Source organism: Chelatococcus reniformis (assembly GCF_014640075.1).
In the GTDB taxonomy this organism is placed as follows: domain Bacteria; phylum Pseudomonadota; class Alphaproteobacteria; order Rhizobiales; family Beijerinckiaceae; genus Camelimonas; species Camelimonas reniformis.
In genome coordinates, this window is record NZ_BMGG01000003.1 from 10,885 (window position 1) to 27,304 (window position 16,420).

At 67.3% G+C, this 16,420-nt stretch carries 14 protein-coding genes and 1 pseudogene; 2 read left to right on the top strand and 13 right to left on the bottom strand.

Going from position 1 to position 16,420, the window contains the following annotated elements; translation table 11 throughout:
- On the top strand, window positions 1-235 hold a 235-nt coding region (locus tag IEW34_RS30485; RefSeq protein ID WP_244641875.1), incomplete at its 5' end, for a transposase.
- A 177-nt stretch (window positions 236-412) separates the two neighbouring features.
- On the opposite strand, the gene IEW34_RS08225 is transcribed toward IEW34_RS30485, so the two are convergent.
- Complete coding sequence (locus tag IEW34_RS08225; RefSeq protein WP_188608697.1) at window positions 413-1,912, bottom strand: hypothetical protein; 1,500 nt, start codon at window positions 1,910-1,912, stop codon at window positions 413-415.
- 958 nt (window positions 1,913-2,870) lie between these two features.
- On the opposite strand from IEW34_RS08225, the pseudogene IEW34_RS08230 reads away from it, so the two are divergent.
- A pseudogene (locus tag IEW34_RS08230) lies at window positions 2,871-3,700 on the top strand (IS5 family transposase).
- 562 nt (window positions 3,701-4,262) lie between these two features.
- Here IEW34_RS08230 and IEW34_RS08235 read toward each other — a convergent pair.
- The 12 genes from IEW34_RS08235 to IEW34_RS08290 form a co-directional block, all read right to left on the bottom strand.
- The gene (locus tag IEW34_RS08235) at window positions 4,263-5,075 is read right to left on the bottom strand and encodes a hypothetical protein (protein WP_188608698.1); all 813 of its coding nucleotides are present in this window, start codon (window positions 5,073-5,075) and stop codon (window positions 4,263-4,265) included.
- A 3-nt stretch (window positions 5,076-5,078) separates the two neighbouring features.
- Window positions 5,079-6,137 carry a hypothetical protein gene (locus IEW34_RS08240; RefSeq protein ID WP_188608699.1) on the bottom strand — a complete coding sequence of 353 codons (1,059 nt, stop codon included), beginning with the start codon at window positions 6,135-6,137 and terminating at the stop codon, window positions 5,079-5,081.
- Window positions 6,138-6,139: 2 nt separating this feature from the next.
- Complete coding sequence (locus tag IEW34_RS08245) at window positions 6,140-7,750, bottom strand: packaged DNA stabilization protein (RefSeq protein ID WP_188608700.1); 1,611 nt, start codon at window positions 7,748-7,750, stop codon at window positions 6,140-6,142.
- Entirely contained in the window at window positions 7,750-8,979 is a 1,230-nt protein-coding gene (locus IEW34_RS08250; RefSeq protein WP_188608701.1) for a hypothetical protein, read from the bottom strand. Before IEW34_RS08250 ends, IEW34_RS08245 begins: the two co-directional genes overlap by 1 nt.
- The gene (locus IEW34_RS08255) at window positions 8,979-9,374 is read right to left on the bottom strand and encodes a hypothetical protein (RefSeq protein ID WP_188608702.1); all 396 of its coding nucleotides are present in this window, start codon (window positions 9,372-9,374) and stop codon (window positions 8,979-8,981) included. The genes IEW34_RS08250 and IEW34_RS08255 overlap by 1 nt, the downstream gene beginning before the upstream one ends.
- A gap of 104 nt (window positions 9,375-9,478) precedes the next feature.
- Entirely contained in the window at window positions 9,479-10,630 is a 1,152-nt protein-coding gene (locus IEW34_RS08260) for a phage capsid family protein (protein ID WP_188608703.1), read from the bottom strand.
- Between the two features lie 87 nt (window positions 10,631-10,717).
- Window positions 10,718-11,548, bottom strand: a complete 831-nt coding sequence (locus IEW34_RS08265; RefSeq protein ID WP_188608704.1) for a hypothetical protein — start codon at window positions 11,546-11,548, stop codon at window positions 10,718-10,720.
- Window positions 11,549-11,771: 223 nt separating this feature from the next.
- Window positions 11,772-13,544 (bottom strand): portal protein, encoded by a 1,773-nt coding sequence (locus IEW34_RS08270; protein ID WP_188608705.1) that lies wholly within the window; start codon window positions 13,542-13,544, stop codon window positions 11,772-11,774.
- On the bottom strand, window positions 13,544-14,989 hold the full coding sequence (locus tag IEW34_RS08275) for a terminase large subunit domain-containing protein (RefSeq protein WP_188608706.1): 1,446 nt from the start codon (window positions 14,987-14,989) through the stop codon (window positions 13,544-13,546). Before IEW34_RS08275 ends, IEW34_RS08270 begins: the two co-directional genes overlap by 1 nt.
- The gene (locus IEW34_RS08280; protein ID WP_188608707.1) at window positions 14,913-15,395 is read right to left on the bottom strand and encodes a hypothetical protein; all 483 of its coding nucleotides are present in this window, start codon (window positions 15,393-15,395) and stop codon (window positions 14,913-14,915) included. Before IEW34_RS08280 ends, IEW34_RS08275 begins: the two co-directional genes overlap by 77 nt.
- Before the next feature lie 197 nt (window positions 15,396-15,592).
- The gene (locus tag IEW34_RS08285; protein ID WP_188608708.1) at window positions 15,593-15,832 is read right to left on the bottom strand and encodes a hypothetical protein; all 240 of its coding nucleotides are present in this window, start codon (window positions 15,830-15,832) and stop codon (window positions 15,593-15,595) included.
- 177 nt (window positions 15,833-16,009) lie between these two features.
- On the bottom strand, window positions 16,010-16,369 hold the full coding sequence (locus IEW34_RS08290; protein WP_188608709.1) for a hypothetical protein: 360 nt from the start codon (window positions 16,367-16,369) through the stop codon (window positions 16,010-16,012).
- Window positions 16,370-16,420 lie beyond the last annotated feature (51 nt).

Consider the following 16,420-nt stretch of genomic DNA (forward strand, 5'->3'; position numbering starts at 1 on the left):
ACGGAGCTTCAAGGACAAGCCCCGGATGACGGCCATGGCCCAAAGCCTGAAGCGCGCCGGACGGCGCTCGCGCTATCGCCTCAGAAAGCAGGTCGTCGAACCCGTCTTCGGCCAGATCAAGCAGGCCAGAGGCTTCCGACAGTTCCTGCTCAGAGGCCTCGCCAAGGTCAGAGGCGAATGGGCGCTGATCTGCACCGCCCACAATCTCCTGAAGCTGGCGGCAGCGGCAGCCTGACCAAAGCCTGCCGCCTCCCAAGCACATCAATCAGCCCATAGCCGACAATTATCCAGACACGCTCCTAGCCGGCTCGATCGAGAAGCAACAAGGCATGGGAGCTGCGTTTGAAGGTGCAGGCGATCTCGTCGAGTTGGAATTGCATGGCGCGGGTGACAGCCCGAGCCACGAACGCGCTTAAGGTATAGTTTGCGTGGAAGGGTTGTTGTATTGGCCGGCCGGCCCGTGTTCGAACTCGCGGCCAATAGCTCCGGCTATCGATCCGGCTGGCGTTGAAGTGTTAAACTGGATCACCTTTGATAACTTTGGATGGCGATTGACTGCTTGCCTTATTTCAGCAGCCGCGTTTGGCGCAGTTGCTTTGAAGTAATTCGGATTTGTCATGTAAGCGCGAATAGCCTCTGCCACTAGCTCAGGCCAAATCATCTTGGCGGTATATCCGCGGCTTTCTGGGCCCATATACGGACCGGGAACATTGTAGGGGTGGCGTCGACCTAGGAGCAAATTGTCATAATTTTGATATAGCTCAATCTCAATATGGGGCTGCCGTATTCTGTATCCACTATACTGATCAATAATATGCCCTATTTCATGCGCGATCACCCTTTCAGCGGCGCGCGGCGACAGATCGCGAAGATATCTAACTGCGGGACCGTCAGGCCGTCCGAGGGGATAGTACGCGCCGATGGACCTTGGCTGCAATCGATCGCGCGAAACCGCTTTTGGTTTACTATTTATGATGCGCTTTATTAAGTTGCTATGCTCACTGAAGGGAATCGGAAAATCAGCCCCTCCAGAGCGACGTCTACCGGCAATGTACTTAGCGGATAGGATACGATCATCCATATCGACTGTAAGTTTTTTTCCACGTTTTGCCACGTGAGATAGACTTGTGTAGTCATGCTCAAACGGACGTGGTGGCAGTGGGGGTGGATCGTATATCTTTACATTATAGCTTGAGAGCGAATCTTTGGCACCCCGGCGAAGTGTCAACGGCTCTAGCGATGGTGCCCGATCAAATTTTTCTATCGCCTGCTGCGCAGTCTTGGCGGCGCTATGCGCATCCTCAACATGTGACTGTGCACCACGCTGGAACTCCGATCGTCCGTATGGCGCATCTTGCCACCTATTATTCTTCGCACCGACTTGAAGGAACTCGCTCTGAGGTCTCATCATATTTCGTGCGGCCATCTGTGGTGCCGTGGCGGAGATCTCATCATAGGCTCCCGAGGTTCGGGCGAACGAGCCTTTCAGAGCCTCTTCGAGCTGGCCAGCCTTTGGAACGGCGGCCGCGGCATGTGAGGTGTTTTGCGCCGAGCTGGCGACACCCCAGCTAGATTTAAGTCCGCCCTTGCTTACACCTCGCGCTGCAGCGGCTTCGCTCGCACCTTTGGCTAGTGGGGCAACTTCAATAGCGCCCCGGACCGCCTGGGGAACCCTCACCCCGCGCAGAGGCAGAAGGTCGAGCGCAGCCGGCATCGTCCAAGTCCAACTCCCATCTGGAGTCCACGACCAAGGGAGAACGGCACTTCGACGGACGATAGGAACCTGCTCGTCGGTCCCCTTGTAGACCAAGTATGCACCATCGTCGCGCTGTTGCAGTTCTATGTCTTGCGGTATATTCAAGCCCATTCCAGCTGTACCTTCAGCCCCGTGTTGATATGCCAGCTTGTCCATCAAGGTCGGCTCGACATAATACGGTGTGCGTGACGGGCTAGGCTTGGGAGCGCGCGCATCCGTTGGCCGAGCAAGCATGCTCCACGCTGCGTCCACGGCCATTGGCGCTACCTTTGCGGCGGCCGATCCCAGCTTGTAAACGTGATATGCTTTTCCGAACAATGATGTCTTCTCCGCCGCGGGAGGTACGCTTGTCATAACGAGTGGTTTGCTCGTCTCCGCTTGAGAAAATTCTGGGAGTATGGCGAGCGATGTGCGGCCAGATCTTTCGACCATCGAAAACGGGGTGCGATCAACACGGGCCGGTCCAGTGAGTTGTGCAAGAAGTTTTCTGGGTGCTCCGTCGTGCCACGCGCCGTTCGGTGCCGGGCTACGTCCTAGTGGATCCGAGCCTGCTCGCGAGCGCCCAGTTAGCTGTTTCAATCTTGCTGACGCGGCCCCCGCGAATGGTGTCGACAGCTGCTGTCGGCCCGTCGAGCCGATCGTGCCAAGCTGAGGTTGGACGGCGGCCGTGAGGCGCTGCATCGGAGTCCGTCGTAGCGCGGGTACGGCAGCACCCGTATCGCTATCACGCGGAATGCCGTCTTCGCCAGAGACCACATCCTGCCGCAGGTCGTACCTTAAGGCCGGGTTCTCGAGGCTGCGCTGGAGCAGATAAGATGTGCGGTAGGTCATGGTTCTTGCATCATCTGCGTTGGGGGGAGATTGATTGGGTCCCTAAAGGCCCCGTCGGCGCACTGAGTTGACCGAGATCTTTAGCTCGAGCGTTCCACGTAGGGTTTACGCATATCCAGGCATGCGCCGCACTCCGGTGGAGCATACTGGGGAGGGTTGTGACGCATGCTCTGTCAGTTGCTTCGCAAATCATGCCTCGAGCCTCGCTGCATGAATTTTAACTATGCGAAAGCGTGCCAGATGAGATTTATATTTTTCGAATATTCTGGAAGGAACAGGAGGTGTGCACCGATGTTCCCGGACGACGTGCTGCACAGCCCTCCCACTACGGCCTTGCAAACCTTATCCGTCCGACGTTTCGGACGATGAATGGGCGCTGCTTGCGGCGTATCTCACCTTGCTGCCGGAGGAGAGCGGTCAGCGCTGCCATTCGCTGCGCGAGGTGTTCAACGGCCTGCGCTACATCGTAAAGGCCGGGGCGCCCTGGCGTTGGATGCCCAACGATCTGCCGCCTTGGGAGATTGTCTATCAACAAGCCCAGCGCTGGCTTCAGGCCGGATGCTTCGTGGCGCTGGTCGAAGATCTGCGCACCGTGCTGCGCTTGGCCGCCCGGCGGCCGGCCCAGCCGAGCGCCGCCTTCATCGACAGCCGCACGCTGCGCTCCACGCCAGAGAGCGACGCGCGGGCCGGATACGACGGCGCCAAGCGCAAGAAGGGTTCTAAGCTCCACATGGCCGTGGACACCCTCGGCCACATGCTGGCGCTCCACGTCACGCCGGCCAGCGACGACGACCGGTCGCAGGTCGGCCGCATGGCCGAGGCCATCAAGGCGGCGACCGACGAGAGCGTGGACATCGCCGATCAAGGCTATACGGGAGAGCGGGCTGCGCACACGGGATCGAACTGGAAGTCGTGAAACTGCCCCAGGCCAAGCGCGGCTTCGTGTTTCTGCCCCGCCTATGGGTGGTCGAGCGATCGTTTGCATGGGCCACGCGCTTCCGACGCCTCGTCAAGGACTACGAGCGATGTGCCGAAACTCTGGCACACCTGCGTCTCATCGCATTCGTTTGCATCATGCTCAAAAACGCCGCTCACATAGCAGCTAGTTCATAACAGCCTCTAAGTTAGCAATTGAACTGCCGGTTCAGCGGTCTCGACGTGCTGGAGCATCTAACAGGCTGGGCGCGCCCTTGAAGCTGAAACGAGGCCTGACTTGCCGAATAGATATATTTTGTTAGGTAATTTTCCTGCCATTGGCCCAAATCAACCGTCTGCCTCACGCCATCTGATCGCCAGCTCCGAGGCGCTGGCTAGGAACCGCCGACGGCGCCCAGAATCATTCCCGCCAGACGATGACCGTGCGGCTGAGATCGGGCGGCATCGGCACCAACAAGTTCATACCCTAGACCGGCAGATCGATAACCTGCGTCTGGCCCCGGCAGGAACGGTTCTTGACGGCTGGCGTCACCTGGCTCTTGCGCGACGAGACCCGACCCTCCCGGATAGAGCCGCTCGGACCCGCGGTGGCGGGGCGCGTGGTGGTTCTGATGCGAGTCGACCGTTGGGTGAGGCAACTAATTGAGGGGCAGAATTGATTGCCAGGGCGGTTGGCATCAACGCCGGCGCAGTGCGCATCTGGAGGGCGCTCCACTCAAAAATCATAGACCGTCATGGCTCATTTGCCTCCGGTGCCGCCGACGCCGGGGATCAGCTTCAGGGCGTTGATCAGCGTGCCGGCCGTGTTCAGCCCGAAGTTGAGGCGGTTGGCGCTGGCGTCGTCGCCGGCCGTGAAGGCCTTGGTGCCGAGGCCGAGGATGCTCTGGCCCATGCCCGACAGGTTGTTGGCGCCAAGCTGTGCGTAGGTGTTGATGGTGTTCGCGCGCCGCCCGGCGTCCGCCGCGTAGATGTTGGCGATGTCGCGGCCGCGGCCCACGTCGAGATCGCCGATGCCCTTCTGCAGGCCGGCCTGGGCGCCGGCCGCCTGGAAGCCGGTGTTGGCCAGGCCGCCGAGCTGGCTCTGCCAGCTGCCGTAGTCCTGGTTGGCCAGCTGGCGGGCCCGGTCGGCAATGGCCTGCTGGGTGTTGCCCGAGCCCAGGATGCCCAGGGCGCTGTTCTTGCGCGCCACGGCGTCGGTGGCCTGGTCCACCTGGTAGCGATAGCCGGGAGAAGCCTGGAATGCCGCCACGGCGCCGGCGTTGCCCCCGGCGCCGTCGAGGCCGAGGCTGTCGCCGTAGAGGTCCAGCGCCCTGGCGCCGGCGGCGGTCCAGGGCTGATAGCGGTCGAGCGCGCCCTGATAGGCGCCGCGGCCGGCGGCGTAGCCTTGGTCGAGCGCCGAAAGGGTCTGCGGCTGGGCGCTCGCGATGGCGTCCAGCGCCGCGCCCTTGGCCTCGCCGAGCAGGTTCTGGATCAGCTGCGCGTTCTGCACAGCCTGTTGCGCGCCCCAGATGGCCGCGTTGCGGCCGCCCGAGCCGGAAAAAGCAGATGCCATGGTTTACCTCGAAAGCTCGATGCCGATGATCGAACAATCCGTCGTCAGCCCCAAGGGTATCGTCCCCGTGGATGCATAGAGTTCGATCGTGTAGGTGTGGTGTCCCGCCGCCAGCCCTTCGGCGTAATAGATGATCGGCGTCGGGTAGTAGTTGGCGTAGTTCGTTCCGCTGACATTGGTCACTGTCGTGACCAGCGGCACATCCTTCACCGCCGTGCCCGCCGTGTCCCTGATGCGCAGCCGCAGAATGTTGAGCGTCGAAAAGCCGAGGCCGGCCGAGGGCGATCCGTCGAACGTGCCGATGATGCAGATGCGCGAGGTCGTCCCGCGGATGTCGAGGGTCACGGATTGGGGCGAGGCGCCGCTGTCGGCATCGGAGTTGGTGACGGCGTGGTCCTCGATCTCCTGGTTCCCCACGCGCACCGGCACCAGGAAGCGGAAGACCCCGCCGGCGTATTGGAACACGTTGCCCGGCTCGCCCCCGTTCCATGAAGGGTCGGTCATCAACAGCTGGTTGGCCGTGAGCGAGATGGCAGCCGTGCCGGTCGGGGTGTCCACCAGGATCTGCATGCCGGCGTAGAGGCCGGGGGCGGTCAGCTCCACGCCGTAGGCCGCCGTCCAGCCCGCCGGCGCCGCCTGGGCCACCAGGTAGACCTGGCCGTGGGCGGTGCCGCCGTTGGCCGTCGCCTCCACCGTGTTGAGGCGGCCCGAGTAGGCGCCGGTCGTGGTGGTGATGCTCTCGATGATCTCGTCGGCCGCCGCCGTATTGCCATCGGTGGCGGCCCGCAGGGCGAGGATGTAGGCGGAATAGGCGCCGTCCTCGCCGGTGACGGCCTTGATCAGCTCCTCGGCCTTGGCCGCGCTGTCGCCGCTCTCCTCGCTCACCGTCGTGATCCTGGTCTGGAGATCGACGACGGTCTTGACGGTGTAGTTGCGGAGCGCCTGCTCCCAGTTCAGCAGCGCCTGCGTCGGCCTGCCCGTGGCCGGGTCGACGCGGGCGACGCTCACCGGCATCACCGCCGGCGAGGCGGTGGGGTCGATGGCGGGCGGAAGGTCGCCCATGGCTATTGCCCCGCGGCGGCGCGGGCGCGCGGCCGCACCTGCGGGTCGGGCACGCCGGCGCCCATGAAGGCGAAGTCGGCGTCCGATGAGCTGGCGAGCCGCGCGCGCAGGCCGTGGTGCGTCGACAGGCCCAGGCGATTGACGCGCACGGGCACGCGATCGGCCATGGCCAGCGAGCGGCTGAGCGGCGCCGAGAAGGTCTTGCCGCCGTCGTGCGACCAGGAGACGTCGATTTGGCCTGCATCCGCCGCGGTAAAGTCGGCGAACAGGCTCGGGATGGCGAGGCGGGCGGGATAGTCCTTCAGCGGGCCGCTTTCGATCACCACGGTCATGGCCGCGCCCGCCTCGCGGAAGTCGCCGGCCGGCGCCAGGATGTGGCCGCTCAGCCGGTCGCCGAGCAGCCAGGCGCCCGATGAGGTGAACAGCGCGCCGCCGGCGCGCCACCGCGCCAGGCCGGCGCTCACCCGCTCGTGCCAGGCCCGGCCGCGCACGTCGTAGGCCCAGCTGCCGAGCGGGCTGGACACGGTCACGAGCGGCCGGCCGCGGGCGATGTGCGCCATCATGTCGAGCTCGGCCGGCACCGAGGCGGCGATGAAGCGCTCCACGTCCGGGGTGGAGATCACCGCGTCGGAATAGCCGTCGAGCGTGCGCACGCTGCCGTCGGCGGCGACGAAGATGAGGCCGTGGTCCCAGCCGGGGCCGTCGCCGGCCGCGGCCATGGTGGCGCGGATGCCGGTCGGCAGGATGGTCTGCGCCCGCTGCAGCGGGAACGGGCTGGATCCCACGTTCTGCCAGGGCTCGATGGTCGAGCCGCCCATGGCATAGAACAGCGCGCCGCAGACGATGCCGCGCCGCAGGCCGTCGGCCCGCGACTCCGCGGTGGCGAACGACAGCGCGTCGATGTCCGTGCTGTTGAGCGCGCTGGCATAGATGCGGCCGTCCGGCACCGTGAAGAGGAAATAGCCGTCGAGGAAGGCGACCGAGTTGACGTTCGCCGGCAGGATGCTGCGGTAGCCGGCCATGCCGGCAGAGCCCGCGCTCTGCGCGATGCCGACGGTATAGGCGCCGGTGCCGCCAGTGCCGGTGCCCAGCGCCGTGATGAAGGTGTTGGCGGCGACGCCCGGGCCGACGATGCCGTCACCCACGGCGAGCGCGCCGGTGGCCAGGAAGGTCACGTCCAAGGTCGTCCCGGTGATCGAGGCCGTGATCTCCGCCGTCTGCGTCAGCGGGTAGGGGCTCACCGCCGTCGGCGTGAGCACGTAGGCGCCGCCGTCGCGCCGCACCGCCACCACATCGGCCGCCGGCGTGCGGTTGTTGATGGCCAGCGTCACCGGATCGGTGCCGGGGATCGTGCCGGCGAGATAGGCCACCGTCGGGCCGGGATAGCTGATGTAGGCGACCTTGTCGCCAAACACGGCGTAGAAGCCGAAGTTCGCCTCGATCATGCCGCGCAGGCCCGTGCCGGTCGTGGCGAACACGCTCAGCAGCCCGGGGCAGCGGCGAACGACGTCGACGTCGCCCTCGCGCACCGAGTAGCAGTTGATCAGGCGCCCCTGCCCTTCGCCCGGGCGGCTGCCGGGCGTCGAGCTGCGCGGGATGGGAAGCGCGGCCATCAGCGATAGTCCCAGAAGTGGCCGCCCGGATCCGCCCGGTCGCCGTCCGGGTCCTCCAGAGGCAGGAGGCTCGGCGCCTTGGCGGCCATCAGCTTGAATTGCCGCTCGCTCGCGGCCATCCCGTCGCGGTCGCCGGCGATCGAGGCCGCGGCGAACCGCGTGAGCTCTGCCGTCCAACCCTGCGGCACACTGTCCACATCGGGGATGTAGACGTTCTCGAGCCGGGCGCTCAGATCGTCGAGGATGTCCTGCATCGCATCGGCCACGAACTGCGCATCGGCCACCGCCAGCGCCTGCGGATAGCTCAGCCGCAGCCGGCCCAGGATGCCCCGCACCAGCGCCGTGGCGACCGAGCGATCGAGCCGCGCGATGTCGGACAGCGCCTGCTCGGCGGCCTGCACCGCGGCCGGATCGACTGCCCTGGGCAGCATGCGCGCCGCAATCAGCGTCACCAGCGCCGGGGTCTGCGCGCCGCTCACCGCCGCCTCGTCGGCGATCGCCACGATGCGGCGGGCCGCCAGCTCATCCAGCACGCCCTGGACGGCCCCGGCTACGGCGGCGTAGTCGATCGCGGCGGTGCCGGCGCCGGCCGCGTCCAGCCGCTCCAGCACCGCCTTGGCGAGGCCGGAGGCCGGCGTGCGGTCGCGCCGCGTCAGCTCCGCCAGCTGCCCCTCGACCAGGGCGATCGCCGCCGCGTCATAGGCCTTGGGCTGCGCGCGGGCGGCGACCAGCGTGACGATGTGCGGCCGCTGCGCCGCCGACATCGCGCCTTCCGCGGCTATGGCGGCGATGCGCCGGGCGGCGAGGTCGGCAAGCACCTGTGGGACGATGGCGCCGATGGCCGTCGCGTCGAGCGCCTCGGTGGACAGGCCGAGGCTCTCCAGGCGCTCCAGCACCGCTGCGGCGAGGCCCGGCGTTCCGCCGCGCGACAGGCGGTCGATGCGCGCCAGCCGGCCCTCGGCGTCCGCACGGGCCTGCGGATTGTCCTGGCCGCCGAACTGCGCCCGCAGATGCTCGACGACGACGGCGACGAACGGCTCGAAGCAATCGTCGCCGATCGCGTCGGGGTCGCCGGCGGCCCAGATGCGCCGGGCCACCAGCTCCGCCGCGACCGTCCCGGCACGAGCGGTCGCGACGGCCATGTCCTCGTGCGCGGGCGTGTCCGCGGCATCCAGGACCAGGAGGTCCCGCAGCGCGGCTGCGGCCACATCGTCGTAGCCGAAGGGCATCAGCCTACCACCACATACTCGACGCAGACGATGCCGGCGCCCACCGTCGCGGCGGTGCCGGATTGGGCATGCGTCGCCGTCACCGTCACCTCGGCCGTCGCGTAGAGGTCGTCGGACGTCGCCAGATCGTCGGCCGCGATCAGGCCGGCGGTGCCGGTGGGAATCGCGCTGGCGAAGCCGTCCGCGTCGGCCGCCGTGCCGAGGTTGAGCGTGTTCGTCGTGCCGGCGTTGAACGCCGTGGTAATCGCCACGCTGACGGCGGTCACCAACGCCTTCGGTGGCAGCACGCCCACGGTCACGACGCCCGTGGCGCCGTCGCCGAAGCCGATGCGCTTGGCGAGACATTGCTTGACGCTATAGCCGACGTCGCGCGCCGGCACGGTCCTTGCGGCCATGGCCAGGATCCTTCTGGGTTGGGGGGAGCGGAGCGGCCGGCTGTCGGGCCGGCCGGCATCATCGGGCCTGCCCCGAGGGCTCGTCCTCGGGCTTGACCCGAGGATCACGCGTCGGCGGCGCCGGAGAAGAAGCCGGTCAGCAGGCCCCACTGCACCAGGCTGGTGCCGCCCTGCGGCTTCTTGAACATCTTCGACACGCCATAGGCCATCTCGGTGCCGACGCCGTCGACGAAGCCGTAGTCATCCTCCTTGCGGAACGTGGGCTTGGCCATCTGGCCCCAGGCGAACACCGCCGCCTGCTGGCCGCAGAAGAACACCGGCTCGACCCGGGCGGAGGCCGCACCCGCCGTCAGCAGCGAGGTCCATCTGTCGCTCACCATGGACGAGATCTCCGGCACCTCGCGGATGATGACGCCGTCGTGGATGAGGTCGCCGTCCTGGAAGATCGGGTTCTTCTCCATGCCGTCGCCTTCGCGGGGCCGGGCGTCGCGGTTGACGCCGTCCAGGCTGATCTTGAGGTCGCGGAAGGTGAACGAGCCGGCAAACGCCACGAAGTATTCGCGCCCGTCGGTGAGCTTGTAGGGCCTGATCTTGGGTGAGGCGGTCTTGGCCACGCGCTTCATCAGGGAGATCGAGGTCGAGCCCAGCTTGTCGCTGGCGCCATCGACGTTGGCGAGCGCGGTCGCGTGCGTGGCGTTGTAGTTGCCCACGGCGTTGCCGTAGAGCACGCGGTCGGCGTTCGCCGCGTTCCAGGCGTTGCGCTGCGCCGCCGACGCCAACTCGTAACGCAGGCCGTTGACGCGGTCGCCGTCGTCGGTGCCCAGGTTGGTGGGCGAGCTTTCGCTCGGCAGCGCCAGCAGCGCCTCGATCAGCTCGTCGCGCTGGAGCTCCTTGCCCCAGTCGCTGAGCAGTGGCCGGGCCTCGCCGAAGATGTCGGCGCTGTCCTTGTGCTTCTCCGCCTTGTTGGTCACCACCGCATGGCGGGCCCAGTCGAGCCATACGCGCATGCCGTAGTTGTCGATCTTCTCCTCGTTGCCGACCAGCGTGCCGGTGCCGCGGCCCTTGCCGTTGAGGCGGGTGACGAACGGAATGTTCATCTGCTCGCCGCCGTTCTTCAACTCCATGCGCAGCCGGATGATAGCATTGAGGTCGGCGGACATGTACGGCGAGAACAGGTTCTCGCGCACGTATTCGCGATTGATCTGCTTGGTATACTGGACAAGCTTGTTGTTGTCCTGAACAGCCGTGACGGCCATGTTCGATCATCCTCTCGTGGTTGGTGAAACCGCCCCGCCAGGCTGGCGCCGCTTGCGCAGCGGTTGCCGCGTGGCCCGGCGGTGTGGTCAGCTCTGGGTGGCGTAGGCGAAGAGCGCCGCATCGCTCATGTCGCCGCCGCTGCCCGCCCGGTCGGACGAGGCCGAGGTGGCGCGGTTGAGCGACGGCGGCAGCTTGACGACGGAATTGGCGCCGGCGGGGGCCGCTCCGGGGGTCGCTCCGCCGAGCAACGCCATCAGGCGCTCGCGGCGGGCCGGATCGGCGAGCAGCCGTTCCATGGCCCGCTGTTCGGCCAGCTCCGGGTCGGCGTGTTCCAGATGCTCCTCGTACCAGTCCATGATCTCCCCATAGGGGTCCATCGACTGGCGCAGCGCCGAGACCACGGCCGGCCCGTCCATGGCGCCGGCGCCGATCATCTGCTGCAAGGCCTCGTAGGCCTGGGACACCTTGTCGCCGCCGTGCGTCCGCTCGGCATCGCGGCGCGAATAGTATTCGCGCTGCTGCAGCAGGGCGTCGACCACCCCGCCGAGCTGGCTGCCGACGCCCCCCTCCGGGTCGTTCGGCGGCGCCGGCGCCGCATCGGCGCCCGCGCCGGTGCCCTGCTGATCCGGCGGCTGCGCTGCGGCCTGCGGCTGGGCGCGCTGCATCATCTCCATGAGGGCGCGGTTCTGCACCTCCAGGTGATAGGCCCTCTCCTCCGCCTGCCGGTGCGCCTCGGCGACTTCGCGGAGCCACTGCGCGGGCCCCTCGCCCGGCCCGGCGGCGGAGGGATCGGGCGGCCACGCACCGCCATCGGGCGTGGTCGCGCCGGCAAGCTCCCTGGCCGGCTCATCATCGGCCAGGGCATGCGCCATCAGGTCCGCGTCGGCCATGCCGACGGCGGCGGGTTCGATGCTCATGGGTGGTCCTTTCCGCGTGTCGGGCGGCAACGTGAGCCCCTGTCTCGCCGGGGCGATGCGCGTGGGCGCCGTGTCGTGGCGCGGACGAGAGCTGGTGGCGGGCTCTCCAGGCGATGGATCGGCGGTCAAGCCCAACCATGACGTTGAGAATAAAAAGCTTTCCGTTCCCCACCCCGTCATGGTCGGGCTTGCCCCGACCATCCACCCGCTCAAAGGGTCACATTCACGGTGCCGGCGGCGCGAGCGCAGCCTCGCGTGCGGCCTTCTGCGCCTGGGCCTGCTTCAGCTCGGCGCTGGCTCGCCGCTCGTCGACCTGCGCCGCCGCCCCGGCCAGCTGGATCTGCTGGGCCTGCGCCGCCACGGGCGCCGGGTGCTGGGCCTGCTGCAGCAGCCCGAGCAGCTTCTTCTTCAGGCTGTCTGGCAGCGGCAGCAGCTCGATCATGATCTGCGGCGGAATCTGCTGGCCCTGTGCCGCCGCCGCCTGCAGCACGTCGAGCGCGTCGGCCTGCATGTTCACCGCGTCAGGCCCCTCGTCGATGATGATGTCGACGTCGAGGGCCCCCAGGCTGTTGACGATCTGCATTTGCCCGGTCACCGGGTCGACTTGCCGGCCGTTGACCTCGACCTGCTGCATCAGGCCGCCGTCGTCGGTGACGCGAATCCATCGCTGCGCCGTCCAGTGCTGCCGGATGGCGTTCCACACGGCCCGGTAGACTCGGATCTTCCAGCCGCGGTAGGCGATGATGAACGGCCCGAGCTCCGCCATGCCGGCCTGCTGGAGCAGCGCGATGGCACGGCCCGATCTGGCTTCCACCCCCTGCCCCACCAACGCCGGATTGGGTCCGAAATTCTCCAGTTCCGTCCTGGCGCGGTCCTGCATCTGGAGCTGGCCGCGCATGTCGGCGAGGGTCTTGGCGTCGTCGAACTCCACCGGGCCGATGCCCGGGTTGTACTCGATGACACCGTCGGGCCTGACGCTCTCACGGCGGGCGAGCTCGATGTCGTCGAAGGCTCCGCGCGGTGCCTTGATGCGGCGCATGTTGAGCAGGTGCAGGGCCTTGGAGTTGCGGTGGTTGATCTCGTCCACCAGCGACTTCATGTGGCGGAAGAAGCCGTAGCGGTCGCCGTCCTGGTCGACGAAGGCACTCCACATGATGAAGCGGCACTGGTCACGGCCCTTCTCGTCGCGCAGGAAGGAGCGGCCCTCAGCGAGCTTCAGATTGCCGGTATAGAAGCAATAGCACCAGCGCCGGGTGCCTTGCCGATACCAGTGCTCGACAACGCGGACTTGCCGCTCGCGGGTATTCACCCACTTGATCTCGCGCTCGGACTCGATCGCGAACTCGGAGCCGGAGGCAGCCGAGAGCGCCCGCAGCGCGTCCGCGTGCTCGGGAAACAGCTCGGCCGCGCTGTCTGCGTCCATCCACTTCGACACGCCCATGTAGCGGGCGTCGGAGAAATCGGGACGGAACGAACGCGGGTCGTAGAAGAACGTCTCGGGATCGACAACGTCGATCTCGATGTCGAAGTCGCCGGGCACGCCGCCGTCGCCCGCGGTCAGGCTCAGCTCGAGCCCGCCGATGCCGTCGACGGCACCGTTGCAGGAGATCAGGGGGGACCGCGACGGCCATTCCTGCGCGTCGAGCGCGTAGCGCAGCGCCGCGGTGCTCAGCTCGGCGCCCGCATCGTGGTCGGGCGTGCGCGGATAGGCCTTGGGGTCCTGGCGCAGGCGCTCGACCAGGCCGACGAAGCCGTTGATCTTGCGCGCGAACGCGGGCGTGGTCGTCGGCGGCTGCTTGCGCTTCCTGAGCTCGCGCAGTTGCTCGGCGCTCCATTGCGATCCGTGATAGTACAGCCGTGCCTGGCGCTGCTCCTTCGTCTCGTCTGCCTTGAGGCCCACGTAATCCTGGAACTGCGAGCGCAGGCGCTCGAGCGGCGCAAGGTCTTCCTGGGGCGCTGCGGCCGCAGGCGTGCGGAGATCCTCGGCGATGTCCATCAGATGATCCCAATGTCAGTGGACCCGGTCGAGGGCCGCGGCCCGTAGCCCGGGTCCGTCCGCTGAGCCGCGCCGGGTTTGACCGGCGGTCCATTCGTCATCTGGTCGAGCAACTGGCCGACGAGCCCGAGTGCGTCGACCTGATCGTCGTTGACACCGGCCGGGAAGCGCAGGCATTCGCCGACCAGGTCCGCCCGCCAGGGCGCCGCCGCATCGATGAGCAATCCGTCCATGGCCATGCGGCCGCGGATGGATTGGGCCCGCACCGCCTTGTCGCCGCGCGTCGGAAACTGTTGGCGATAGCAATAGGCCTTGCGCTCGCGCGCCCGCCCGTCGAGGAAGGGGCCGACCCCGGCCTTGATCTGGCCGGTCTCCTCGGCCCAGGCCATGGGCTTCCACTTCAGCACCAGGTCGCACCAGGCTTCCACCCACTCGTCGGAGGCCGCCTGCCGACGCCAGACGTCGAGCAAGTGCATGCGCCCTCTGGAATCGAGGCCGACCACCACGTGGACGGTGTAGTCGCCGCCGTCCGCCGTCACGGCGTAGTCCGAGGCCCCGTAGATGCGCATTTCGGCTCGTGCCGGCGGCGGCGCGGTGCCGAACATGTCCAGCTTGAAGAAGGCCCCCTCGTCGGGGGTCGGCTGCTGCTGATAGAGCGCCGACCACAGGCGCGGCTCGCGCTTGGCATCGCGTCGCATCACGTCGGTAAACCATTCGGGCCACAGCGGCTCGCCCACGCCGCGACCCAGGGGATCACCCGCAAGCGCCTCCATGGCGAGCGCCAGCACGCGCCAGCGGCCGCCCTCTTCCGCCAGGATGCGGCCCGCCAGGTCGTCCTCGTGCCAGCGTGTCTGGATCAGAACCACGGCGGCGCCCGGCTTGAGCCGGGTCATCACGTCGAACTTGTACCAGTCCCACTGGGCGTCGCGGACGGCGCGGCTGTCGGCGTCCTCACGGCCGCGCAGCGGGTCGTCGATGATGGCGAGATCGGCCCGGCGGCCGGTGATCGCGCCGCCCACGCCGGCTGCGTAGTATTCACCACCGCCCGTGGTCTCCCAGCGCCCCGCGGCCCGGTTGTCACGGGCGACGCCGTAGCCGAGCAGCGGCCCGTGCCGCGCCACCAGGTTGCGCACCTTGCGGCCCCAGCGCTCGGCCAGCTCGGCTGTGTGCGATCCGACGATCACCGCCCGCGAGGGCTCGCGGGCCAGGTACCACGGCGGGAACAGCACGCTGGCATAGGTGCTCTTCGCCGATCCCGGCGGCAGGAACAGCGCCAGCCGGTCGGTCTCGCCTCGCGCCACACGCTCCAGCTCCGCGATGATCAGCCGGTGATGCGCGGCGGGCGCGAAGCCGCACGCCCGGCACCACTCAGTCAGGGACCTCCTGGCCAGGCGGCGGCGCAACAGCTCCGCCGCCGCCGCCGCGGGCGATAAGGGCGAGTTCATCGTCGCTCAATGTCTTGGGGTCGATCGGCGTGGCGCCATCCCGCTTGTCGACGCGCACGCCGGCCAACACGCCCTTTTCCTTGATGGCGGCTATCGCATCGGCGAAGCGGCCGGCTTCGAGCGCCAGTCGGCGCACGTGCTCGGCTTCGGCGATCAGTGTGTCGACGGTAACCGGCGTTCCGGCCTCCGATGCGGCGTCGGCGCCAGCCGGCGCGATAGCCCCGTCCCTGAGCTCGGCAGCGCGCCGCGCGATGGCGGCGTCACGCAGCAGATCCGAGGCGCGCAGGATCGCAGCGGGGCGTCCCCGCACGCTGTAGCCCGCCTCGGCGTAAGCCTCGATCGCACTCGCTCCCCGCGCCAGCGCTTGAGCGAAGCTCTCGTGACGGGCATTGCGAAGCGCGGGCATGGTCGAATCTATGCTTTTGCGGACTGTGCGGCGCGGCGCTGCCATCAGGCGCGTCGCAAGAACGAGGGCGTCTGATACGAACCAGGGCCGGCGCCGGTGCGACGCCAGCCCTGCAGCTGGTCAGCAAAGATCGAGGATGAGGGCCTGCGGCCGTAAGGCGCGCCAGCGGATCGGGCGATCCGCCTGGTCGCAGAAGCCTAGCGGCCCTGGAAGTTGGGGTTGCAGCGCGCGTCGGCGATCTTGAAGTTGATGGGATCGCACGGCTGGTTGTCCCCAGGGCAAATCCGTTGGCAAATCCGCCCGTCGGCGTACGTGCGCTGGTAACTGTCGGAGTACCGGGTGGGCTCCTGCCGGTTCCACGCCGCCGGTTGGGCGATGGCGGCCGAGGCGGACAGCGCAAGAGCCAGACCTGCAGCCGTCGTTCCTAGAATGCGCATGGGACTCTCCTCCTCCACGCCATGAGATGGGGCCGACAAGAGCATATTCCAGGGCCGAGCGCTCCATCGGCAAACAATTACCGCGTAGATGCATCCGGCATGGCTCGCCTCGTCTCTCCCCCTGGAATCAAAACGCCCGGCAGCTGAAATAGCTCCGGGCGCAAATCTTCATCGTCGTTATATAGAGCAGATTCGGTCCGGACTGTCAAGGGAAAAGAGCTTGTCCCCAACCGGCCCGAGTGCCTGTGCATCCGAGCTGAGCTGCCCGCGCGTATCGCTGGCCGCGGGGTGATCGGGCGCCGGATGCCCATGTCCGACCGCCGGGCGCGACCTGTCCAGATCCGCCCTCAGTCGGTCCCGCAGGATAATTTGCTTGGCTTGAATTGCCTCGAGCTCCTTGAGGATCTCGCATGCGAAGGGCGAGGCGCGGCCGAGTAGCTCGAGTGAGGCGATGAGCTCGCGTTGGCGAGTGAGTTGCACGTCGCCGACATGGATGTCGGCCTCGATTTCCACCAATATCCGATGGACATTAGCCATGGGCGGCGCCCCCACAATCCACAATCCACGCGTTCGTTGGCATCTCGGAAT